Raw genomic sequence first — 20,972 nt, 5'->3', positions numbered from 1 at the left:
CTTCAACGTTTTCGTGGTTCCTGATCACCTGGCGCACCTCCGGTCCTGGACACTGACTACCGTGCCAGCCTGACCATCGGTGTCAGGGCCCCGCACCCACGTTACGCACGACGTTCCTAAACTGTCCTGCCCCTATTAGCGGTCACCCTGCCACCCGCCCGGACCCGGTGACAACACTCTCAGGATCATCCAACAACAGAGCGTGATAATCATGCCGGACCCGGTCAGGCAAGCACACCCACATCCTGCAACAGAACTGGGCTACGAAAAAGGTAACGAGCGTCCGGTCAGGAACGGGGGTCGGCCACTACTCCCATGAAGAGCGGCAGCCCGGTTTCCACGTGCACGATCTGGTAGTGGAACGGCCGGTCGAACGTGATGATGCGCTCGGGCTGCGGCGGAGCGCTGGTGGCCTCGCCGTTGATCTGGGTGACAGCGGCGGCGACCGTGCCCTTTTCCGCGACCGTGATGTTGGCAGCCTGCGCGGCCTGGGTGATCATCATCTTGGGCTGGATGTTGTTGAAGTCCTCCGTGGTGTTGAGGGTCTTCCGGAGCCCGAGTGATTCGAAGACCTTGCGCAGGTCGAAACTGCACTTGTGGTCCCAGCGGGGCAGCTGGATCTGCACGGTCTCGAGCGGTGCTCCGTCCAAAGCGTCCGCGATTTCCGTGAGCCGTTCCGCACCAAGGGCCGTTGAGCCTGCACCCGCGCCTGCATCGGCGCCGGGAAGGACCAGCCGCATGACGAAACCGTCGGCGTAGGGCAGGTCCACGCCCTTCCAGCCAGCGCCCTCCGCGTATTTCATCTCCAGTTCGTTATGCATCGCGGGAGCTTCGATGTCCTCACCTGCGGCGGTGGTGAAGGGCAGGTCCGACGTGTTATTCGGGTCAAACGGCGCGCTCCAGGCGGACGCGAAGTACAGGGAGTTGAGCAGGCTGAACGTGTTGTCCGGATCGTACTGTGCGGGGGCTTCCTTGATCCGGCCGCCCGTGTTCCTGTTCACCCAGACATCGATGGCCGGCTTCGTTGCACCTTCGTTGCTGAAGTCCACGGGATAGACACCGGTTCCGTAGTGCCGGGCCAAGGTGTCCAGGAAGGCCTCGCCCGTCGGCACGTCCTTGTCCACAAACAGTCCGTTGGCGGCATGCATCACGGGCTTCCGCGGCGGGTTGTCCTCATCCACCGAGCCGGGGTCGCCGTCGAACTTCCCGAGGGAGCTGAGCAGCGCGTTCATGGCTTCGTCGCGATGTTCCGCGGGGAGTTTCAGGACGCTGTCCATCTCAGCGGCCGTCTCGCCGGAGGCCCCGGCGCGGAGCATGGCGAGGGCAATCAGCAGGCTCCCGGGCGAGGACACCACGTTGCCTTTGGAGCCGTCGCCGCCGTCGGCCAGCAGGGCCTCGCCCAGCCCGAAAGCGGAAGCCCGGAAGGAGCCCAGTTCAGCGGCATACGCCGCGCCGTCCACCGAAACCCGTTCCACGCCGTCGGCCTTCAGGAACTCCGGGGACGACGCCGAGCAGGCGGTGAGCGCCGCAAGGGCGCCGGCCGTCGCGATTCTGGCCATGCGGAACGTTTTCATTTTTCCCCCTGGGACCTGCTCGTGGAACCTGCTCCTGGAACCTGCCGCGCCGGGTCTGGGCGCGACTCTGCCTGTCTCCTCAGTCAACCAGCCTGCCCGCCGCAGAACGATGCCCGCAGGATCACGGTTTGCCGTCGTTTTGGTCTCGTCCTTCGACGCTCTCTCACTTTTGGCAACGATTTCAGCAACGCTGAAACTCCCCCTGGGCAGGCCGTCCATACGAGGTCATCGAAAAGCGGCGGCACTGCTTGCCGCCGAACGGCGCGGCTAGCGCCGCGGGATGTTGCGCAGGTTGCTCCGGGCCATGCTGACGGCTTCGCCGGCGCCGCGGTTCAGGACCACTTTCGACATCGCAGTCGCGAAGCCCAGGACCTGCGAGCCGGTGATTTTCGGCGGAATCGACAGCGCCTTCGGATCCGTGATGAGCTCCACCAGCGACGGCCCGGGGTGGGCGAAGGCCTCCCGGTAGGCGTCCTCGATCCGGGCAGGATCGGTCACGCGGACAGCGTGGAAGCCGAGCGCCCGGGCGACGGCGGCGTAATCGGCGTCGGGGACGTCAACGCCGAAATCGGGAAGCCCGTCCACCAGCATCTCCAGCTTGACCATGCCCAGCGTGGAGTTGTTGAAGACCACCACGTTCACCGGGAGCCGGTGCGCCGCAACGGTGACGAGCTCGCCCAGCAGCATGGACAGGCCGCCGTCACCGGACACCGAAATGACCTGACGCCCGGGATAGGCCAGCTGCGCGCCGATCGCATGCGGCAGGGCGTTGGCCATGGAACCGTGCAGGTACGATCCGATCAGCCTGCGCGTGCCCAGCGGGTTGATGTAGCGCGCAGTCCAGACGTTGCACATGCCGGTGTCCGCAGTGAAAATCGCGTTCTCCGCCGCGACCTGGTCCAGGATCGAGGCCGCGTACTCCGGGTGGATGGGCTGCTTCTTTTCCACCTTGCGGGTGTAGGCGCCCACGGCCTTGTTCATCAGCCGGTCGTGCTTCTTGAGCATCTGGTTGAGGAAGCGGCGGTTTTTCTTCCGGGCGAGCAGGGGCATGAGCGCCGAGAGCGTGGGCATCACGTCGCCATGGACGGCGATGTCGACGTCGGTTCGCCTCCCCAGCTTGTGCGCGGCGCGGTCCACCTGGGCGGTCCGGGTGCCGGGAAGGAACTGGTCGTACGGAAAGTCGGTGCCGAGCAGGATCAGCAGGTCCGCATCCTCGATGCCCTCGGCGGCGGCGCCGTAACCGAGCAGGCCCGTCATGCCGATGTCGTAAGGGTTGTCGTACTGCATGAAGTCCTTGCCCCGCAGCGAGTGGCCGATCGGGGCGCCGATGAGTTCCGCGAGGGCCACCACTTCATCGTGGGCGCCCTGCGTTCCCGCGCCGGCAAAGATGGCAACTTTATCGGCCGCGTTGATGGCATCGGCGAGCTCCCGGACGCTCGCGGCGTCCGGAGTGAGCGTGGCGCGCCGGAACGTCGCGGGCAGCGGCGTTTCGCCGGTGGCCTCCAGGCCGGCGATATCGCCGGGAAGGGTCACGACGGCGACTCCCGCGAGCCCGACGGCGTGCTGGATGGCGCTGTGCATCACCCGGGGCGCCTGCTCTGCCGTGCTGACGAGTTCCGAGTACACCGAGCATTCATTGAAGAGCCGGTCCGGATGGGTTTCCTGGAAGTAGCCGCTGCCGATCTGCTTGCTCGGAATGTGCGAGGCGATGGCCAGCACCGGCGCGCCAGAGCGGTTGGCATCGTACAGGCCGTTGATCAGGTGCAGGTTGCCGGGGCCGCACGAGCCGGCGCAGACGGCCAGCCGGCCGGTCAGCTGGGCTTCCGCCGCGGCGGCGAAGGCAGCCGCCTCCTCGTGCCGGACGTGGATCCAGTCGATGCCGCCCTGCTGGGAGCCGCCCGTCTTGCGGACGGCGTCGACAATCGGGTTGAGGCTGTCGCCCACGATCCCGTAGATTCGCTGCACGCCGGCAGCCTGGAGTTGTTCAATGAGCTGGCTGGCGAGTTCCTTGGCCATGAGTGCACACTCCCGCAATCAGGTTTGATGAGCTGACAGGGCCAATATAGTCCGCCCTCCTTGGGGCGCCTCCCAGGTTCCGGGCCGCCGGCTTCTCAGACGGCGGGATCTCAGAGCTGACGGCGGCCGACGACGGCGGGTGGGCACCCGCCGTCGTACATTCACTTCCCCGCATCTTACGGCCGCCGTACCATCACCGGGTCAGACGTTGAGGAGGTCCTTGTCCTTGTCGTCGTCCTTGCGCTCCTGGGACCAGGCGTGGCCCTGTTCGTGGTCGAGGTGGGTGGCCTTCTTGTTCCTCAGTGCGAAGACGTAGACCACCAGCGAGATGGCGATGGCCACGGTGACGTAGGTGAAGAACAGGTCCACCCGCTCGGCCTTCTGGAATGCGGCGCCGATCAGCGGGACGGTTCCGCCGAAGAGCGAATTGGCGATCGCGTAACCCAGTCCGACGCCGAGTGCGCGGATGGACGCAGGGAACAGCTCCGCCTTCACCAGTGCGTTGATGGACGTGTAGCCGCCAACGATGAGGAGGCCGCCCATCATGAGCAGGAATGCGGTGAAGGGGTCCTTGGTGCCGGCCAGGGTGGAGAGCAGCGGCCAGGTGAAAAGGACACCGGTGATGCCGAACCACAGCAGCAGCGGCTTGCGGCCCACCTTGTCCGAGATGATGCCGTACACCGGCTGGAGCAACATGAAGATGAAGAGGGCCCAGAAGTTGATGACCGAGGTGTCGGTCTTGGCGATGCCGGAGGTATCGTTCATGAACTTCAGGATGAAGTTGGTGTACGTGTAGAACGCCACGGTTCCGCCGAGGGTGACGCCGATGCAGATCATCAGCGGCTTCCAGTACTGCGTGAACAGCAGCTTCATGGTGCCGGGCTGGGCTACGCCCGCGACGGCCGGGATCTTGGCGGCCTCGACCTGCTCCGCCGATACGGTCTCCTCCATCGAGCGCCGCAGCCACAGAACCACCAGCGCAGCTACACCGCCGATGGCAAAGGGAATCCGCCAGCCCCACTCAGTGAGGTCGCCCTTCGGCATGACGTTCTGCAGGATGACGAGGACCAGCAGGGCCATCATCTGGCCGCCGATCAGGGTGACGTACTGGAAGCTCGAGAAGAAGCCGCGGCGCTTGGATGTGGCGGCCTCGGACATGTAGGTGGCGCTGGTGCCGTATTCGCCGCCCACGGAGAAGCCCTGGATGAGGCGGATGAGGATCAGCAGCACCAGGGCCCAGACGCCGACCTGCTGCGTTGTGGGCAGCAGCGCGATGGCGAAGGAGCCAGCGGACATCAGCGTGACACTGAGCGTCAGCGCGGCCTTGCGGCCCTTGCGGTCCGCATAGCGGCCGAAGAACCAGGCGCCGATGGGGCGCATGAGGAACGACGTCGAGAAGACGGCCATCGCCTCCAGGCCGGCCTGCAGCTCGTCCTTGGAGTTGAAGAAGTGGGACTGGAAGTACGCGGCAAAGACTGTGTAGACGTAGAGGTCGTACCACTCCACCAGGTTGCCGGCTGAGCCCTTGAGGATGTTGCTCACGGCGCGGCGGGTCTGGGCTGACTCACTCTGGATTTCTGCTTGCTGGGTGCTCATCGCTGAACCTCGCTTGACTGTGCTCCCGGCAACCGTTCCGGGCGTACTTTTGTGCTGTCCATGGCAACATTGCTCATGGTTCCTCCTCGACATTGACGGTCCTCCGAAAGCCGAGGACTCATCCAAGCTATGGGTGATCCACCCCACAACCAACGTGGAGGGGGAATTCCTAACACTTCCTTAGGTTTCGCCGGGACAAGGGATAATCTCCACAGCGGGCAGATTGCAGATGCCCCGTCAACGAACAGGAACAGGCAATGGACGTGCTCATCGTCGAGGACGACGACGCGATGGCGTCCGCCCTCGATGCGGCGGTGGTATCCGCCGGACACACCTCTTTCCGGGTTGCCCGCGGGGCCGATGCGCTCCTGGAACACCGGCGGTTCGAGGTCATCCTGCTGGACCTGGGACTTCCGGACATGGACGGCCTCGACGTGCTGCGGAAGCTACGCCAGGTCACCCCGGTCCCGATCCTGATCCTCACCGCCCGTGACGACGAGCGCAGCGTGGTCCTTGGCCTGCGGTCGGGTGCTGATGACTACCTCGTCAAGCCGGTGAAACTGGTTGAGCTGCTGGCCCGCATCGAAGCCGTGACAAGGCGGGCAGGCCGCGCAAAGGACAGCAGGCAGCGGAGCATTGTGCTGGGGGAACTCGAAGTGGACCTCGAACGGCGCGTGGCCGCCATCGGCCCCAAGGTCCTGCCGCTGACGGCCACCGAGTTCGACCTGCTCGCCCTTCTGGCCGGGCATGCAGGCTCCGTGGTCACCCGGGAACAAATCCTGGATGCGCTGTGGGGGGACGCCTTCCTGGCCTCCTCGCGTTCCCTTGACGTGCACCTGACGGGTCTCCGGTCGAAGCTCCAGCTCCCCGGTTTCATCATCAACGTGCGCGGAGTGGGCTACCGGGTCGAGGCGGATCCTGCGTGAAGCTCCGCGTCCTCGGAATCCTGAGTGTGCTGTCCGTCCTCATCGTCATCTTCGCCTCCACCGCGCTCCTGACTTCGGCCAGCCGGGAGCTCACCCAGGAACTCCAAATCAACCGGGCGGCGGCTCTGAACAGGCTCGCGCAGGTGGCGTTCGACGCCGCGACCGACGGTGAATCCATCCAGCTGCAGGCAGAAATGGACAGGTACTCGGAACTGTACGGTGAGGGGGTGCTGATCCGTCTCCAGCAGGGCACCCTGCGCTCAGGCGGCCTGAGCGAGGAGAGGGCAGAGGTCCGCGACGCTGTTGCCCGGGCAAAGCTGAACCTTAGCGACACCACCCTCAGTCCGATTCAGCCGTTCGGAACCGGGTCCGAGGTGATTTCACGCTCCTTCGGCAGCGCAAGCCAGGTTCTTGGCGAGGCGGTCCTGGAGGTCAATCTGGATGCGGCCCGGCAGAAACTCCGGGAACGGTGGCTCCTCGTCGGAGTGGCGGCGGCCGCCCTCGCCGCAGTGCTCCTCCTCGGTGCCGCCCGCGTGACACGCTGGGTACTGCGCCCTGTCCACCGCCTCAACTCGGCGGTAACCGAGCTGGAGGCAACAGGCCGGGCCGGCCAGCTCCCGGAAGACGGCCCGCCTGAACTGCGGGAACTGAGCCGTTCCTTCACCAGGATGGCCCGGACGGTCAGCGACAGCATCGACTCCCAGCGCCAGCTGATTGCCGACACGTCCCACCAGCTGCGCAATCCCGTGGGTGCCCTGCGCTTGCGGATCGACCTGCTGCAGCTTGAACTCCAAACAGCACGGGAGCACAATGCCGCGGCCGGAGTCCTGGCGGAACTGGAACGCGTCGAAGAAATCCTGGACGGGGTCCTGAAGCTGGCGACAGCCGAGCACAGGGCGTTTGAAGACTCCGCCGGAGGCCTTCCGGGGACCCCTTCACGCGGGCTCCCGGACGCCATTGACCCGTACCCCGTGCTGCAGGAAGAAACCGAACGGGCGGGACCCGCGGCACGGCGCGGCGGCTCCTCGATCGTGCTGGAGGATCCGCCGGACCCGGCGGTGCACATCGCCTGCAATGCCGCCGAACTGGCCCAGATGGTGGGGGAACTGATTAACAACGCCATCAAATACGCAGCCGGCGCCAGGATCTCCGTGGCAGTCCGCGTTCGTCCGGACGCGGTTGCCGTGGAAGTCTCCGACGACGGCCCGGGGCTTTCCGCTGCGGAACGGGCTGCTGCCACCAGCCGCTTTTGGCGCTCGCCGCAACACAGGGATATCCGCGGCAACGGCCTTGGTATGACGATTGTGGACAAACTGGCCGGAGCCAACGGGGGCCGCCTGCTGCTGGCGGAGGCCTCGCCGCACGGGCTGATCGCGCGCATCGAGTTCCCGCGCGCCGCGGCTTTTCATGAGCCGGGAGCCCTTGCATGACCGGCACGACCGACCTGATCCGAGCCCTGCCGCCACGGAGAACAGCCCTCAAGGCCGGGCTGGCTGCCGCGCTGGCCGGGCTGTTCGTCCCGACCCTCAACGCCTGCACGGCTGAGGACAAGCCGGGCACCGTGACCGTCGCCGGCGGTGAGCCGGGAGGCTTCTACCTTGAATTCGCAACGCTGCTGGCAGAGTCCCTCCAGCGCCATGGCGTGGCCGGCAGTGCATCAGCCCTGACCACCGGGGGCAGCCTGGACAACCTGCAGCAGCTCCTGAGCGGGCAAGCGACGTTCGCCGTCGCGCTGGCGGATGCCGCCGCGCAGGACATAGAAACCCGCAGCACGTCGAACATTCGCATCACAGCCCTGGGAAGGGTGTACGAAAACTACGTCCACTGCGTCGTCCGGAGAGGCAGCGGCATACGCGGCGTCACGGAACTGGCTGGCAGGACCGTTGCTGTCGGCGAGCCCGGTTCAGGGACGTCACTCACCACTCCTCGCCTGCTGGAGGCCGCCGGGCTGGCTTCCGTGGCTGTGGGTGCCACGCCCGCTGCCGGGGCCGACAAAACGGTCACCGTACTGAACCTCGGACTCAACGCGGGGCTTGCGGCGCTGCAGGACGGGTCGGTGGACGCGCTGTTCTGGTCCGGCGGTGTGCCTACGGCCGCCATTGCCGCCACCCACCATGAGGTGGGGCTCGGTTTCCTGGACCTCTCGCCCCTGCTGCCCAAGCTGAGGACCAGGTACGGCGCGTTCTATGACCGGGTGCTCATCCCGGAAGGGGCCTATGAGGGCGTCCCGGCTGTCTGGGCGGTGGGCGTGGCCAACCTGCTCCTGTGCCGCAGTGACCTGGACGCGCGGACCGTGAAGCGAACCGTCGAACTGCTGGTGGATTATGCCCAGGAACTGATCCCCCGTTCCAGCCTGGGAGTCCAGTTCCTGAGCCCGGAATCGCTGATCAACACGGCCGGCCTGCCGCTGCACCCCGCAGCCGCTGCCGCCTACCGGGAACTGCACGGGTGAGGACAGACGCTCTCTCACCTTTCGCACCGAAAACCCGGACGAAGTGAGAGAGCGTCCGTTCAGCTGCCCGAGTGCGCCTGCAGGAAGCTGTACACCTCGGTCTCGTCCACGCCGGGGAAGGCGCCCGGCGGCATGGCGGCAAGCAGGTGCGAGTGCGCGCGCGCCGAGGGCCACGCGTTCCCCGCCCACTCGGAGGTCAGGGAGGCAGGCGGCCGGCGGCAGCAGTTCTCGTCCGGGCACGTGGACTTGGACCGCTCCGTGGTTTCGCGCCCGCGGAACCACTTCACCTGCGCGTACGGAACGCCGACGGACAGCGAAAACTCGCCGGTGGCGGAGCGCTCCGTCCGGGCCGTGCACCAGTAGGTCCCGGACGGAGTGTCTGTGTACTGGCTGTAGGCACTGAACTTGTCCGGCACGTCGAATACCACCCGCGACGTCCAGTTTTTGCACGACGGCTGGCCCTCAATGGCGCCGGTGTGGTCCTGCGGGAACGTCACGCCGTCGTTCTCATAGGCCTTGTAGATGATGCCGCTCTTGTGCGTCTTCTGGAAGTGTGTGCGGATGTCCAGGTGCTGGGTGGCCAGGTTCGTGAACCGGTGCGCCGCGGTCTCGTAGGACACGGCGAATGCGTCCCGGATGTCCTCCACGGCGATTTCCTTGGCCTGCTTGGCCTTCTGCAGGAACTCCACGGTGGCCTGCTCCGGCAGCATCAGCGCCGCGGCGAAGTAGTTCGTGGCCACGCGCTGCATCAGGAAGTCCCCGTAGTTCGAGGGCGTCTGGTGGCCCAGGACGTAGTGGCCCAGCGCCTGCAGCAGCACCGAACGGGGGTCGTGATCGGTGCGCTGGTTCTGCGTGAGATAAATTCGGTGGTTCTTAAGATCCGTCACGGAACGGGTGGAATGCGGCAGGTCGCCCACGTGGTGCAGGCTGAAACCGAGGTGCCCGGCGATGTCCGCGATGACGTGGTGGGAGAGCGGGCCGCTGGTGTGGCCCACAGAGGCCAGGACCTTCTGCGCCTCCGCCTCGTACTCCGGGAAGTAGTTGTTCCGCTCCCGCATCATGGCCCGCAGTTCACCGTTGGCGCGGCGGGCCTCTTCCGGCGTGGCCACCTGCTCGTTGAGCCTGCGCTCCAGCTCGTGCTGCAGGCCCACCATGGACTCCAGCACATCCATCGGAAGCCGCGAGCTGATGCGGATTTTCGGCAGGTCCAGGGACTCATAGAGGGGGCTGCGCTGGTACCGTTCCAGCTCGATTTCCAGAGCCGCCCTGCGGTTGGGCGGCTCTGCCCCGAGCAGCTGGTCGATGCTGACATTCAGTGCGGCCGCCAGTTGCTGCAGCAGTCCCAGTTTGGGTTCCCGCTTGCCGTTCTCGATCAGGCTCAGCTGGCTCGGCGCGGTCCCTACGGCGGCACTCAGGTCATCGAGGGTCATCGCCGCCGCTTTGCGCAGGTGGCGGACGCGGCGGCCCAGGCTGATGACGTCCAGTTCGGCGGTTGCAGGGGACGACGGCGGGGTGGCGGCTTTGCGGTTCCAGCTCGTAGGCGACATTTATTGAGCATACGCGAAGAAACGCATTTCTTTCCATGGTTTTCATCTAGTAACCCTCTTGAAAGTGCAGAAAAGTAGATCTCACGGAAAGAAACACCGCACCGGTCCTGGCCGGTCCCCCACTGCAAAGGCGCAGGACGGGGACCGGCCAGGACGCCCCGGAGCACAAACAAGGAGACAAAGATGACTGCAGCATTTGAGCCCACCCAGCAGACGCCCGGCCAGGACACAGCAGAACAGGCCGCCGCACTGGAGCTCGAGTGGGCCGCCAACCCCCGCTGGGAAGGTGTGACCCGTGACTACAAGGCAACGGATGTCGTCCGCCTCCGCGGCCGCGTCTCCGAAGAGCACACGCTGGCCCGCCGTGGCTCCGAGAAGCTGTGGAAGCAGCTGACCGAAGAGCACAAGACCGGCGGCTACACCAACGCTCTGGGCGCCCTGACCGGCAACCAGGCCGTGCAGCAGGTCAAGGCCGGCCTCCGCGCCATCTACCTCTCCGGCTGGCAGGTCGCTGCGGATGCCAACAACTCCGGCCACACGTACCCGGACCAGTCGCTCTACCCGGCCAACTCCGTTCCCACGGTGGTCCGCCGCATCAACAACGCCCTCCTCCGCGCCGACCAGATCGAGTTCTCCGAAGGCATCCAGACCGTCGAGGACTGGATGGTGCCGATCGTCGCCGACGCCGAAGCCGGCTTCGGCGGCCCGCTCAACGCCTACGAGCTGATGAAGTCCATGATCCAGGCCGGCGCCTCAGGCGTTCACTGGGAGGACCAGCTCGCGTCGGAGAAGAAGTGCGGCCACCTCGGCGGCAAGGTGCTCATCCCCACCCAGCAGCACGTCCGCACCCTGAACGCCGCCCGCCTGGCCGCCGACGTCGCCGGCACCCCGTCCGTGGTCATCGCCCGCACCGACGCCGAGGCAGCAACCCTGATCACCTCCGACGTCGACGAGCGCGACCAGGAATTCATCCTCCGCGAAGGCGGACAGCCGGTCCGCACCCCGGAAGGCTTCTACAAGGTCCGCAACGGCATCGAACCCTGCATCGCCCGCGCCAAGGCCTACGCCCCGTACTCCGACCTCATCTGGATGGAAACGGGCACCCCGGACCTCGAGCTGGCCCGTAAGTTCGCCGAAGCCGTGAAGGCCGAGTTCCCGGACCAGATGCTCTCCTACAACTGCTCGCCGTCGTTCAACTGGCGCAAGCACCTGGACGACGCCACCATCGCCAAGTTCCAGCGTGAACTCGGCGCCATGGGCTTCACGTTCCAGTTCATCACCCTGGCCGGCTTCCACGCCCTGAACTACTCGATGTTCGACCTCGCCCACGGCTACGCCCGTGAAGGCATGAGCGCCTACGTCGAGCTCCAGGAAAAGGAATTCGCCTCCGAGTCCCGCGGCTACACCGCGACCAAGCACCAGCGCGAAGTCGGCACCGGCTACTTCGACGACATCGCAACTGCGCTCAACCCGAACGCATCCACCCTCGCCCTGGTCGGATCGACCGAAGAGGGCCAGTTCCACTAATTTTCCCCAAGTAAGTAGCAGTAGGTGTCGTTTTGGAGGCTCAAAACGACACCTACTGCTACCCAGATGGGCCCTGCACCAGGAGAACTCCAATGAACAGCTTCACTGACAACTTCACTATCAACGGGATCACTTTGACCGCGCAGCCGATTTGCCGGCAGGGCGAGGTTCTTACTCCGGATGCTTTGGCGTTTGTTGCCAAGCTGCACCGGGCCACGGCGGAGCGCCGGCAGGAGCTGCTGCAGGCCCGGCGGACCCGACGTGCCGAGATCGCCAAGGGCCAGGATCCGCGGTTCCTCCGCGAGACCGAGTCCGTCCGGAATGATCCGAACTGGCGCGTTGCTCCCCCGGCCCCGGGCCTGGAGGACCGCCGCGTGGAAATCACCGGTCCGGTGGACAAGAAGATGACCATCAACGCGCTGAACTCCGGCGCCAAGGTGTGGCTGGCCGACATGGAAGACTCCTCCACGCCGTCGTGGCGGAACGTGATCCAGGGACAGCTCAACCTCACGGACGCGCTGGAACGCCGGATCGACTTCACCTCCCCCGAGGGCAAGGACTACAAACTGCGCCCGGCCGGCGAACTGCCCACCATCGTGGTCCGTCCCCGCGGCTGGCACCTGCCCGAGAAGCACATGCTCATCGACGGCGAACCCATCGCCGGCGGCATCGTGGACTTCGGCCTGTACTTCTTCCACAATGCCCGCCGGCTGCTGGCCCAGGGCAAAGGCCCCTACTTCTACCTGCCGAAGATCGAGAACCACCTCGAGGCACGCCTGTGGAACGACATCTTCATCCTCGCCCAGGATCTCCTCGGCATCCCGCAGGGCACCATCCGCGCCACCGTGCTGATCGAGACCATCACGGCCTCCTTCGAGATGGAAGAGATCCTCTACGAGCTCCGCGACCACGCGGCGGGCCTGAACGCCGGCCGCTGGGACTACATCTTCTCCATGATCAAGAACTTCCGCACCCGCGGCCCCCGCTTCGTCCTGCCGGACCGCGTGCAGGTAACCATGACGGCCCCGTTCATGCGCGCCTACACCGAGCAACTGGTGCGTGCCTGCCACAAGCGCGGCGCCATGGCCATCGGCGGAATGGCCGCAGCTGTCCCCAACCGCAAGGACGAGGAAGCCAACGCCATCGCGTTCGAGAAGGTCCGCGCGGACAAGACCCGCGAGGCCGGCGACGGCTTTGACGGCTCCTGGGTGGCCCACCCGGACCTGGTTCCGGTGTGCCGCGAAGTGTTCGACGGCGTCCTCGGCGACCGCCCGAACCAGCTGGACCGCCTCCGCGAAGACGTCACCCCGGACGACCGCGCGCTGCTGGACATCGCCTCCACAAAGGGCACCATCACCGAACAGGGCATCCGGAACAACATCGAAGTGGGCATCCGCTACATCGAGTCCTGGCTGCGCGGCAACGGTGCCGTGGCCATCCACAACCTGATGGAGGACGCCGCCACAGCGGAGATCTCCCGCTCACAGCTGTGGCAGTGGATCTTCTCCCGCGCCATTACCGACCAGGGTGAAATCATCACCCGCCACTGGGTGGAGGAACTGCTGGACGAGGAATTCGCCCGCCTGGAACGCTTCGAGGGCGACCGCTTCGCCGACGCACGGGACATCTTCGAGGAAGTCACCCTGGCCGACGCGTTCCCCACGTTCCTGACCCTCCCGGCCTACTCCCGCTTCCTGCACGAGGCCCGGGACCGCACCGAGGAACCGGTGGAGGACGCGGAACTCGTCGCCGCCTGATCGCGGCAACCGAGCCTGATCACGCGGTAACTAGGAAGATTTCCGTTCGCCGGGCTGCCACGCCCTTCGCAACAGGCACCCCGAAATCCGGGGCGGCGGCCCGGCAACGGAAGAACCATTCAGCGCGAACGGACAGTTGAGGCCCTTACTCAAGGGCCTCAACTGTCCGTTCGCGCTTTTCGTGTGGGGCTTAAGTGTCCGTTCGGGCTCAACGCCGTGCGGTGAAGGAACGACGACGGCGGGGCCGTCAGCGGGTCTTCGGCACCTTCCGCACGGAGAGGGTGGTGCCCAGGATGAACGCCCCCACCGATGCAAGGATCAGCAGCAGCGGGTTGGTCCACGATCCGGAAACCGAGTGGACGTAGCCCACCAGCGTCGGGGCAACAGCGCCAACTGAATAGCCCACGCCCTGGACGACGGCGGACATCCGGCCGGCGGACGCCTGGTCGCGGGCCAGCTTGATGATGGCAATGAAGATGACCGTGATGCCGCCGCCCTGCGCCGCGCCGCCCACAGAGGACCAGAGCCACCACAGGTCCGGGGCCAGCAGCAGGCCAAGCGGGACTGTCAGCCACATCAGGCCCAGGGTGACCGCCACCGCCGTCGTGCTGGCAAACCTGGCCACCATCGGCACGCCGAGGCCGCCCACAATAGCAAGGATCTGGAAGAGCGAGGACCCTGCGCCGGCGGCCGAGGGCGCCATGCCCAGTTCATCCGTGAGGAAGGTTGGCAACCAGGCCGTGACGCCATAGTAGGAAAACGCCTGTCCGGCAAAGCCCGCGGTCAGCCCGGCCGTGATCCAGCGGGACGCCGGCCGAACGCCGGCGGGACGGGGATCGGACTCTTCGACGGCGGCCGGAACGAAGGCATGCCGGCCCACTGCCATCACCCAGAAAACCGTGGCGGCCACGGCGAAAAGCCCGCTGGCCGCGAGCGAGAGCCGCCATCCGGCCAGCTCGGCCAGGGGCGCGGTGACCACTGAAGTGAGGAAGGACCCGATGTTCAGGGCCGCGGTGTAGATGCCCATGGCGGTCCCCTGGCGCTGCGGCGAAAAGTCGCGCCGGATGATCAGCGGCACGGCAATGTTGCCGATGGTGATGGCCACACCGATGATCGCTGTTCCGAACAGCACCAGGCCGCCGTTTCCGGCGGACCGGACAATGACGCCGGCCAGCACGCCCAGAAGCGTCAGCATGATGGCGAATTCCGCCCCGAATTTCCGGCCGGCAAACGACGCGAGCGGCGCCGCCAGCGAAAAACACAGCACCGGAATGCCGGTCAGCAGCCCCAGTTCAACCGGAGAGAACCCGAGGTCCTGCTGCATCGGGCCCACCACCGGGGCCACAGCCACGAAGGGGCCGCGCATGTTCAGCGCAATGAGCCCGATACTGGCCAGCAGGATCCAGCCGCGCGGAATCCTGGAGAGGATGTTCGCCGTCATGATGCGGGCTGCGGCTTAATGCGGGTGCTGGAAATCGGTTTCATCCACTCATTGCTATCATGCCCGCGGCACCATGACGGGCGTTATCCCGTTGCCTGCAAGGTGGCTTCGATCACGGCGGGAGACAACACGTGCTGTGTGACCATCTGGCTGGCGCCGAGGATCGCGGCCTGGTCCCCGGCCATCGAGAGCGCTATCCGCAGGTGTGACGTGGCCAGCGGCAGGGACCGCCGGTAAACCACTTCGCGCACGCCGGCCATCAGGTGCTCGCCGGCCTGGCCGAGGCTGCCGCCGATCACGATTACCGAGGGATTCAGCAGGTTGACCACAGTAGCCAGCACGTCCCCCACGTCACGGCCGGCCTGGCGCAGCGCCTGGATGGCCTGGAGGTTTCCCTCGGAGACGAGCCGCAGGACATCGCCTCCCTTTTCGGCCGGAAGCCCCTGGCGGGCCAGTTCGCGTGCGACGGCGGGGCCCGAGGCCAGCGCTTCAAGGCAGCCGTAGTTGCCGCAGCGACACAGGATCTCGTCGCCGCGCGGAACCCGCACGTGGCCCAGGTCCCCGGCCGTTCCGTTGGCGCCGCGCTGGAGTTCGCCGCTGCTGATGATGCCGGCACCGATGCCCGTTGCCACTTTGATGAAGAGGAAGTTGTCGTGTTCCGGCCAGTACGCCGTGCGTTCGCCGAGCGCCATGATGTTGACGTCGTTGTCCACCAGCACTGGCACCGGCAGCGAGCGCTGCACATAGCGGACCACATCGAACCCGTCCCAGCCCGGCATGATGGGCGGCTTCACCGGCTTCCCGGTGGCATGCTCCACCGGACCGGGCAGCCCGATCCCGATCCCGGCGAGGTCCGTTGCACTCCGGCCTGCCTCGCTGAGGAGTGTTTTGCCTTCGTCAACCACCCGGCCCAGGACCGCTTCCGGGCCGTCGGCAACATCCTGGGCCAGGCGCCGTTCGGCCAGGACGTTGCCGCCGAGGTCGGTGACGGCGACGATCACGTGCGTGGCGCCGACGTCGACCGCCAGGACAGAACGCGCGGCCGGGTTAAAGGCAAAGCGCGACGGCGGCCTGCCGCCGCTGGAACTGGCCTCACCGGCAGGACCCACCAGCCCGGAAGAGATGAGGGCGTCAATGCGGGCGGCCACCGTGGACCGCGCAAGGCCTGTGGTCAGGGCCAGTTCGGCCCGGGTGCGGGCCTTCCCGTCGCGGAGCAGCTGGAAGAGGTCACCGGCCCGGGAAAGGCTTCCGGCACCGTCGGGCGCGGCCTCGGTTCCGGCGTCGATGCCGGGCTCTTTTCCAGACGTTGGACTCATGTGTCAGTGATAGCACGAAGGCCTTATGCGTGTCACGCCACCGAAAGATCGTCAATAACTTTTCAACTTTTGCTTGACGATCGACAAAAGTGTGCCTAGCTTGATGTGTGAGCGGTATCACTGAGACGAGGTATCGCTGAGAAGCCCTAGCCCGCACGCTCCAGCTATTACAAAGAGGTAATCAACTTGTCGAGCCAAGCACAGCAATCACCGGCCCTCCTGGGAGTCGGCATTCTGGGCGCGGGACCTGTGACGCAGGCGATCCACCTCCCTTCCCTTGCGCGGCTGGGGGACATTCTCGAAGTCCGCCACATCATGGACGTCGACCCCGCCGTGGCCGAGTCGGTGGCAGGCCGGGTCGGAGCACGCTTCAGCACCAGCATGGACGAACTCCTCGCGGACCCGGCGGTGGACATCGTTGCCATCTGCAGCCCGCACCAGTTCCACGCACCCCAGGTCATCGCCGCCTGCCGGGCCGGCAAGAAAGCTGTGCTGTGCGAAAAGCCGTTCGCCATGAACGGGGAAGAGGCTGCCGCCATTTCCGCCGTTTCCGCCGAAACCCGCGTCCCGATCATCGTGGGTGCCATGCACACCTTCGATCCCGGCTGGCTCGCGGCGGAGGAAGCCTGGGGCGGCCTGCCCGAGCAGGTCCACACCGTCCGGTCCTCCATCGTCCTTCCGCCCAACCCCCGCTTCGAGGACTTCGCCACCGAGATTGTGGGCCGCGTTCCCGTGCCGGGCCGTGACTCCAACGATCCGGAGGCCCTCAAGGCCATGCTCACCGGGGGCGTGATGGGCCTGGCCATCCACGACCTTCCGCTGGTCCGCCGCTTCACCCCGGACTTTGCGGCGGTGGAGGTCCTCCACGCTGAAACCGTAAGTCCCTTCGGCTATGTCATCTCCCTGCGGGCCGGAGACGTCACCATCGAGCTCCGGGCCGCAATGAACGGGACCTGGGAACCGTGCTGGACGTTTGAAGCGATCGGCGACGACGCCTCCCTGGACATCGACTTCACCCCGTCCTACGTCCATGCAGGCTCGGCAACCGCCCGGATCCGGACGGCCGGGCGGACCGTTACCCTGGGGCCTTTCGGCCACAACGGCTACGAGGGCGAGTGGCGCAAACTGGCCGAGTTGGCCGGCGGAACGGGCCAGCCGCCGTCTGCCGAGACGCTGATCCATGACCTTGAGTTCGCGCTGGCGATCGCCGAGGCGGCCGCAGGCCGGGTCGACGCCGGCGCTCCCCACGACGCAGCCGCAGAGCAGGAGGTCAACGCATGAGCACGCAGTTGTCCGTGTACGCGGACGCACAGGCAGAAGCAACCGGCGCGGTGTCCGCCGTCGTCGCTTCCCTCCCCCTGTCCCTGGCTCCGGCGCCGTTTGCTCCGGACGGCGCAGGCGCGCCGGACATCGTCGCCGTCGCCGGCCATGCCGGCTGGACCGATCGGGCGTCCACTGCCATCCGCAATGGTGCCAAAGGCGTTGTGGTGTCCGCACCGGTGGCAGAAGGCCCCGCCGGACTCGCAAGTGTCGCAGATGCTGCAGCCGCCGTGGTGGTCCTCGACCTGCACTGGGCCGGAAACGTGGCGCTTGCCTCCACCAGCAAAAACGTGCACGGTGTCATCGCCGGCGCCCTCAAGGACGCCGTCCTGGTGGACTCGGTTGCCATCGCGGCACCGGGGGCGGATCCCCTGCGGCCGCTGACGGACCAGCTCGCCGTCCTGGTGCAATGCGGGATGGACGTCCACAACCTCCGGATGGTCCAGCGCAACGGGAACGTCTACACCGTGGCCGGCGTCCTTGCAGGCGGAGCGCCCGTCGCGCTGCAGGGCATCCTCACCTCCGCACTGCCGGCCACCGCCAGCGTCTCAATCCTTACGACAGCCGGGCGTGCCGACGTCGTACTGCCGGACCCCGCAGCAGCGTGGCCGGCCGAAGTCCGGGCAGTCACTGCAGACGGTGCGACGACGCTTCCCACACTGTACGAATCCTCCCACCGGACCAGCTGGTCGAGGGTCCACTCGCATATTTCCTCCGGTACCGCCGCCAACGACCTGGCACAGTTCACCGCCGTCATGGCACTCCTCAACCAACTCACCAGCTAGACAGCCCTACCGAACCACCAGCAGTTCCAGTTCCTCAAGTCACCATCCACTCATTGTCGAGAAGGGCCCGGGCATTCAGTCACTCCGGGACCTGAAAGGAAACTATCGTGTCTACGAAACCCTCCATCGCATCTTCCGCCTTCTCCCGGCGGGGGTTCCTGGGATTCGCCGCGGCTGCGGCCTCCGTTCCCCTCCTGGCCGCCTGCGGCGGAGGCTCCGCTTCGCAGGGCGGTGGAGGCGGTGCGGCTGGAACCATCAAGTTCTGGGACATGCCGTGGGCCACCCCGGCCTACAACGATGCCGCCAAGAAGATCGCCGAAGGTTTCTCCGGGGCCAATGGCGGCAAGGCCAGCTATCAGATCATCCAGTGGAACAACTTCTACCAGACGTTCTCCTCGGCCATCGCGTCCAAGACAGGCCCCGCAGTGTCCACCGGCGGCGGTTTCCAGGCGTTCCAGTTCGAGCAGCAGGGCCAGATCGCCTACGCCGACAAGGTCATCGACAAGCTCAAGGCCAACGGCCAGTTCGACGACTTCCTGCCGGGTGTCCTGGACCCGTTCAAGTCGGACAAGGGCTACGTCGCCGTCCCCTGGCAGCTGGACATGCGCGTGTTCTGGTACCGCAAGTCGCTGTTCGAGAAGGCGGGCGTGGGACTTCCCACTGACTGGCCGTCCCTCCTGGAGGCCGGCAAGGCACTGAAGAAGGTCGGAGCCTTCGGCTTCACCACCGGTGCAGGAGCTGGCAACAACTACGGCAACCACTCCATGATCATGATGATGGTCAACAATGGCGGCGGCGTCTGGAACAAGGACGGCGAACTGGACCTGATGAACGACCGCAACGTGGAAGCCATGGAATTCGTCCTTGAGCTGGTGTCCAACGGAATCGTCGATCCGGCCGCCGTCAGCTACACCACCGACAACATGTCCGCGCAGTGGAAAGACGGCAAGGCCGGGTACGGCCTGTTCCAGGTCAACGTCCCGCAGCGTGTGGGCGACACCTCCGGCGACCTGCTGGTGGCCGATCCCATCACGGGCCCTCACGGAGACAAGGCCACCATCGTCTTCCCGAACAACATCATGATGTACACCAACACCCCGTCCCAGGAGGCCTCCGAGGACTTCCTGGTCTACTACCTGGGCCAGCTCAAGGAGCTGTGGAAGCAGAAGCTGATGTCCGCCCTGCCGGTGTTCAAGTCCATCACCGAAATGCCCGAATTCGCCGATGACCCCAACAACGTCAAGATCGTCAAGGACTGGCAGCCGATCGCCAAGACCTTTGCTGCCCAGGGCAAAACCCTGAATGCGAACCTCGCGGCGCTGGACGGCGGCCAGGCCCTGAACCAGTTCAGCCAGACCATCCTGACCGGCAAGGCCGACGCCAAGACAGCCCTGCAGACCTTCCAGTCCGGCCTCGAATCGGTCCTGAAGAAGTAAACGGACCTTTCCATGGCATTGATTACAGCCCAATCCGGCCTCAGCCGGGCCCGCCGGGGAGTTGCCCCCGGCGGGGCCGGCGGCCCCGCCAACCGCAAGAGCAAGCTCAGCGCGCAGACCAGCCGGACCTTCTTCTGGCTCCTGCTGCCCTCCGTTGTCCTGCTCGTCCTGATCCACGGCTATCCCCTCATACACGCCGGTGTGCAGGCCACGCACGACGGTTCCCTGATCCAGACCGGCAACTTCGTCGGCGGGGAGAACTTCGCCACCGTCCTGTCTTCACCCGCGTTCTGGAAAGCGGCACAGTTCACCCTGATGTTCACCATCGTGGGCGTGTTCGGCTCGTGGCTCGTGGGCCTGGGACTCGCGCTCCTGCTCCGCACCAAGATCCCCGCGGGCGGCACCTTCAAGGTCCTGCTGCTCCTGCCCTGGGTCGTACCGATCGTGGTGTCCTCCACAGCGTGGAACTGGCTGGTGGCCACCCCGGACAGCCTGATCCCGTCCCTGTTCCGGAACCTCGGCCTGGGAACGCCTCTGTTCCTCGCCGATCCCAACCTCGCTGCCATCACCGTGATGGTCTTCAAGGTCTGGGTCAGCTTCCCGTTCATGATGATGATGATTTCAGCCGCCCTGGCCTCCGTGGACACCACCGTCTACGAAGCCGCCAGCATGGACGGTGCCACCCGCTGGCAGCAGTTCAGCCAGATCACCCTCCCGCTGATCGCCCGCTCCACCTACATCAGCTGGATCCTGATGACCATCTTCTGCGTCAATGACTTCCCCACCATCTACCTGCTCACCGGTGGCGGCCCGGTCAGCGCCACCACCTCCCTGGTGGTCCTTGCCTACCGCACGGTGTTCCAGGACTTCGCCACCGGCCCCGGCGTGGCCATCGCCTTCCTCATGACCATGACCCTGGTGGTCATCTCCGTCCTTCTGTACCGCCAGATCCGAAAGTCGAGTGTCGAATAATGAGCGCAGCAGTCCACGCCCATCCCGAGTCCGGCCCGGTCCTCGGCGTCGGCGGCCCAGCCAAAAACAAGCGCGTCCTCTCCGAAGCCGGCCACCGCGGCCAGTGGTGGAGGTTCGTCGCGATCCTGGCCATTACCGCTGTGGTCCTCGTCCCCATCATGGTCACCGTGGTGCTCGCCTTCACCCCCGGCCCGACCAGCACTGCCACGGGCCTGACCTTCGAGAACCTCGCCAACGTGTTCGACGGAACCCTCGCGGCCACCTGGCTGCAGAACAGCCTCATCACCACCCTTTCCACCGTGTTGGT

At 66.0% G+C, this 20,972-nt stretch carries 15 protein-coding genes and 1 pseudogene; 10 read left to right on the top strand and 6 right to left on the bottom strand.

The genetic code is table 11. From position 1 onward, the window contains the following. Window positions 1-287: 287 nt before the first annotated feature. The 3 genes from TV39_RS02715 to TV39_RS02705 form a co-directional block, all read right to left on the bottom strand. On the bottom strand, window positions 288-1,574 hold the full coding sequence (locus TV39_RS02715; protein WP_043478035.1) for a serpin family protein: 1,287 nt from the start codon (window positions 1,572-1,574) through the stop codon (window positions 288-290). Window positions 1,575-1,841: 267 nt separating this feature from the next. Continuing rightward, window positions 1,842-3,590 carry a pyruvate dehydrogenase gene (locus tag TV39_RS02710; RefSeq protein WP_043478032.1) on the bottom strand — a complete coding sequence of 583 codons (1,749 nt, stop codon included), beginning with the start codon at window positions 3,588-3,590 and terminating at the stop codon, window positions 1,842-1,844. 201 nt (window positions 3,591-3,791) lie between these two features. Next, window positions 3,792-5,186 carry an MFS transporter gene (locus TV39_RS02705; protein ID WP_043478029.1) on the bottom strand — a complete coding sequence of 465 codons (1,395 nt, stop codon included), beginning with the start codon at window positions 5,184-5,186 and terminating at the stop codon, window positions 3,792-3,794. Between the two features lie 257 nt (window positions 5,187-5,443). Between TV39_RS02705 and TV39_RS02700 the strand changes: the two genes are divergently transcribed. From TV39_RS02700 to TV39_RS02690, 3 genes are read left to right on the top strand one after another with little or no spacing between them, the layout of a single operon-like run. Beyond that, complete coding sequence (locus tag TV39_RS02700; protein WP_043478026.1) at window positions 5,444-6,112, top strand: response regulator transcription factor; 669 nt, start codon at window positions 5,444-5,446, stop codon at window positions 6,110-6,112. Then, window positions 6,109-7,542: a HAMP domain-containing sensor histidine kinase gene (locus TV39_RS02695; RefSeq protein ID WP_043478024.1), complete on the top strand. Its 1,434-nt coding sequence runs from the start codon at window positions 6,109-6,111 to the stop codon at window positions 7,540-7,542. The genes TV39_RS02700 and TV39_RS02695 overlap by 4 nt, the downstream gene beginning before the upstream one ends. Beyond that, window positions 7,539-8,564, top strand: a complete 1,026-nt coding sequence (locus tag TV39_RS02690) for a TAXI family TRAP transporter solute-binding subunit (RefSeq protein WP_043478021.1) — start codon at window positions 7,539-7,541, stop codon at window positions 8,562-8,564. The genes TV39_RS02695 and TV39_RS02690 overlap by 4 nt, the downstream gene beginning before the upstream one ends. Window positions 8,565-8,623: 59 nt before the next feature. Here the strand turns inward: TV39_RS02690 and TV39_RS02685 are convergent, their stop codons facing one another. Next, the gene (locus TV39_RS02685) at window positions 8,624-10,111 is read right to left on the bottom strand and encodes a helix-turn-helix transcriptional regulator (protein WP_043478018.1); all 1,488 of its coding nucleotides are present in this window, start codon (window positions 10,109-10,111) and stop codon (window positions 8,624-8,626) included. A 183-nt stretch (window positions 10,112-10,294) separates the two neighbouring features. On the opposite strand from TV39_RS02685, the gene aceA reads away from it, so the two are divergent. Together aceA and aceB are read left to right on the top strand one after the other, a co-directional pair. Further along, a complete protein-coding gene (aceA, locus tag TV39_RS02680) occupies window positions 10,295-11,638 on the top strand; it encodes an isocitrate lyase (RefSeq protein WP_043478015.1) in 1,344 nt (447 codons plus the stop codon). Between the two features lie 92 nt (window positions 11,639-11,730). Beyond that, window positions 11,731-13,395 carry a malate synthase A gene (gene aceB, locus TV39_RS02675; RefSeq protein ID WP_043478013.1) on the top strand — a complete coding sequence of 555 codons (1,665 nt, stop codon included), beginning with the start codon at window positions 11,731-11,733 and terminating at the stop codon, window positions 13,393-13,395. A 247-nt stretch (window positions 13,396-13,642) separates the two neighbouring features. Here aceB and TV39_RS02670 read toward each other — a convergent pair whose 3' ends face one another. Beyond that, window positions 13,643-14,836 (bottom strand): MFS transporter, encoded by a 1,194-nt coding sequence (locus TV39_RS02670; RefSeq protein ID WP_043478010.1) that lies wholly within the window; start codon window positions 14,834-14,836, stop codon window positions 13,643-13,645. An 83-nt stretch (window positions 14,837-14,919) separates the two neighbouring features. Continuing rightward, entirely contained in the window at window positions 14,920-16,152 is a 1,233-nt protein-coding gene (locus TV39_RS02665) for an ROK family transcriptional regulator (protein ID WP_043478007.1), read from the bottom strand. Between the two features lie 186 nt (window positions 16,153-16,338). On the opposite strand from TV39_RS02665, the gene TV39_RS02660 reads away from it, so the two are divergent. The 5 genes and pseudogenes from TV39_RS02660 to TV39_RS02640 all read left to right on the top strand — a co-directional run. Then, window positions 16,339-17,433 carry a Gfo/Idh/MocA family protein gene (locus TV39_RS02660; protein WP_043478004.1) on the top strand — a complete coding sequence of 365 codons (1,095 nt, stop codon included), beginning with the start codon at window positions 16,339-16,341 and terminating at the stop codon, window positions 17,431-17,433. Continuing rightward, on the top strand, window positions 17,430-18,257 hold the full coding sequence (locus tag TV39_RS02655; protein ID WP_043478001.1) for a hypothetical protein: 828 nt from the start codon (window positions 17,430-17,432) through the stop codon (window positions 18,255-18,257). The genes TV39_RS02660 and TV39_RS02655 overlap by 4 nt, the downstream gene beginning before the upstream one ends. Window positions 18,258-18,364: 107 nt before the next feature. After that, entirely contained in the window at window positions 18,365-19,693 is a 1,329-nt protein-coding gene (locus tag TV39_RS02650) for an ABC transporter substrate-binding protein (RefSeq protein ID WP_200890933.1), read from the top strand. 12 nt (window positions 19,694-19,705) lie between these two features. After that, on the top strand, window positions 19,706-20,665 hold the full coding sequence (locus tag TV39_RS02645) for a carbohydrate ABC transporter permease (protein ID WP_043477998.1): 960 nt from the start codon (window positions 19,706-19,708) through the stop codon (window positions 20,663-20,665). Next, window positions 20,665-20,972: pseudogene (locus TV39_RS02640) on the top strand (carbohydrate ABC transporter permease); the annotation flags it as partial. The gene TV39_RS02645 and the pseudogene TV39_RS02640, both read left to right, overlap by 1 nt.

The organism is Arthrobacter sp. SPG23 (assembly GCF_000876655.1).
Taxonomy (GTDB): Bacteria; Actinomycetota; Actinomycetes; order Actinomycetales; family Micrococcaceae; genus Arthrobacter.
The sequence above is the reverse complement of the archived record's forward strand: the minus strand, read 5'-3'. Positions and strand labels throughout refer to the sequence as shown.

Excerpts from the sequence above, each read along its gene's own strand:
- TV39_RS02655 (WP_043478001.1), top strand. The coding sequence starts at position 17,430 with ATGAGCACGCAGTTGTCCGTGTACGCGGACGCACAGGCAGAAGCAACC.
- TV39_RS02665 (WP_043478007.1), bottom strand. The coding sequence starts at position 16,152 with ATGAGTCCAACGTCTGGAAAAGAGCCCGGCATCGACGCCGGAACCGAG.
- TV39_RS02685 (WP_043478018.1), bottom strand. The coding sequence starts at position 10,111 with ATGTCGCCTACGAGCTGGAACCGCAAAGCCGCCACCCCGCCGTCGTCC.
- aceB (WP_043478013.1), top strand. The coding sequence starts at position 11,731 with ATGAACAGCTTCACTGACAACTTCACTATCAACGGGATCACTTTGACC.
- TV39_RS02690 (WP_043478021.1), top strand. The coding sequence starts at position 7,539 with ATGACCGGCACGACCGACCTGATCCGAGCCCTGCCGCCACGGAGAACA.
- TV39_RS02700 (WP_043478026.1), top strand. The coding sequence starts at position 5,444 with ATGGACGTGCTCATCGTCGAGGACGACGACGCGATGGCGTCCGCCCTC.
- aceA (WP_043478015.1), top strand. The coding sequence starts at position 10,295 with ATGACTGCAGCATTTGAGCCCACCCAGCAGACGCCCGGCCAGGACACA.
- TV39_RS02670 (WP_043478010.1), bottom strand. The coding sequence starts at position 14,836 with ATGACGGCGAACATCCTCTCCAGGATTCCGCGCGGCTGGATCCTGCTG.
- TV39_RS02710 (WP_043478032.1), bottom strand. The coding sequence starts at position 3,590 with ATGGCCAAGGAACTCGCCAGCCAGCTCATTGAACAACTCCAGGCTGCC.
- TV39_RS02705 (WP_043478029.1), bottom strand. The coding sequence starts at position 5,186 with ATGAGCACCCAGCAAGCAGAAATCCAGAGTGAGTCAGCCCAGACCCGC.
- TV39_RS02645 (WP_043477998.1), top strand. The coding sequence starts at position 19,706 with ATGGCATTGATTACAGCCCAATCCGGCCTCAGCCGGGCCCGCCGGGGA.
- TV39_RS02715 (WP_043478035.1), bottom strand. The coding sequence starts at position 1,574 with ATGAAAACGTTCCGCATGGCCAGAATCGCGACGGCCGGCGCCCTTGCG.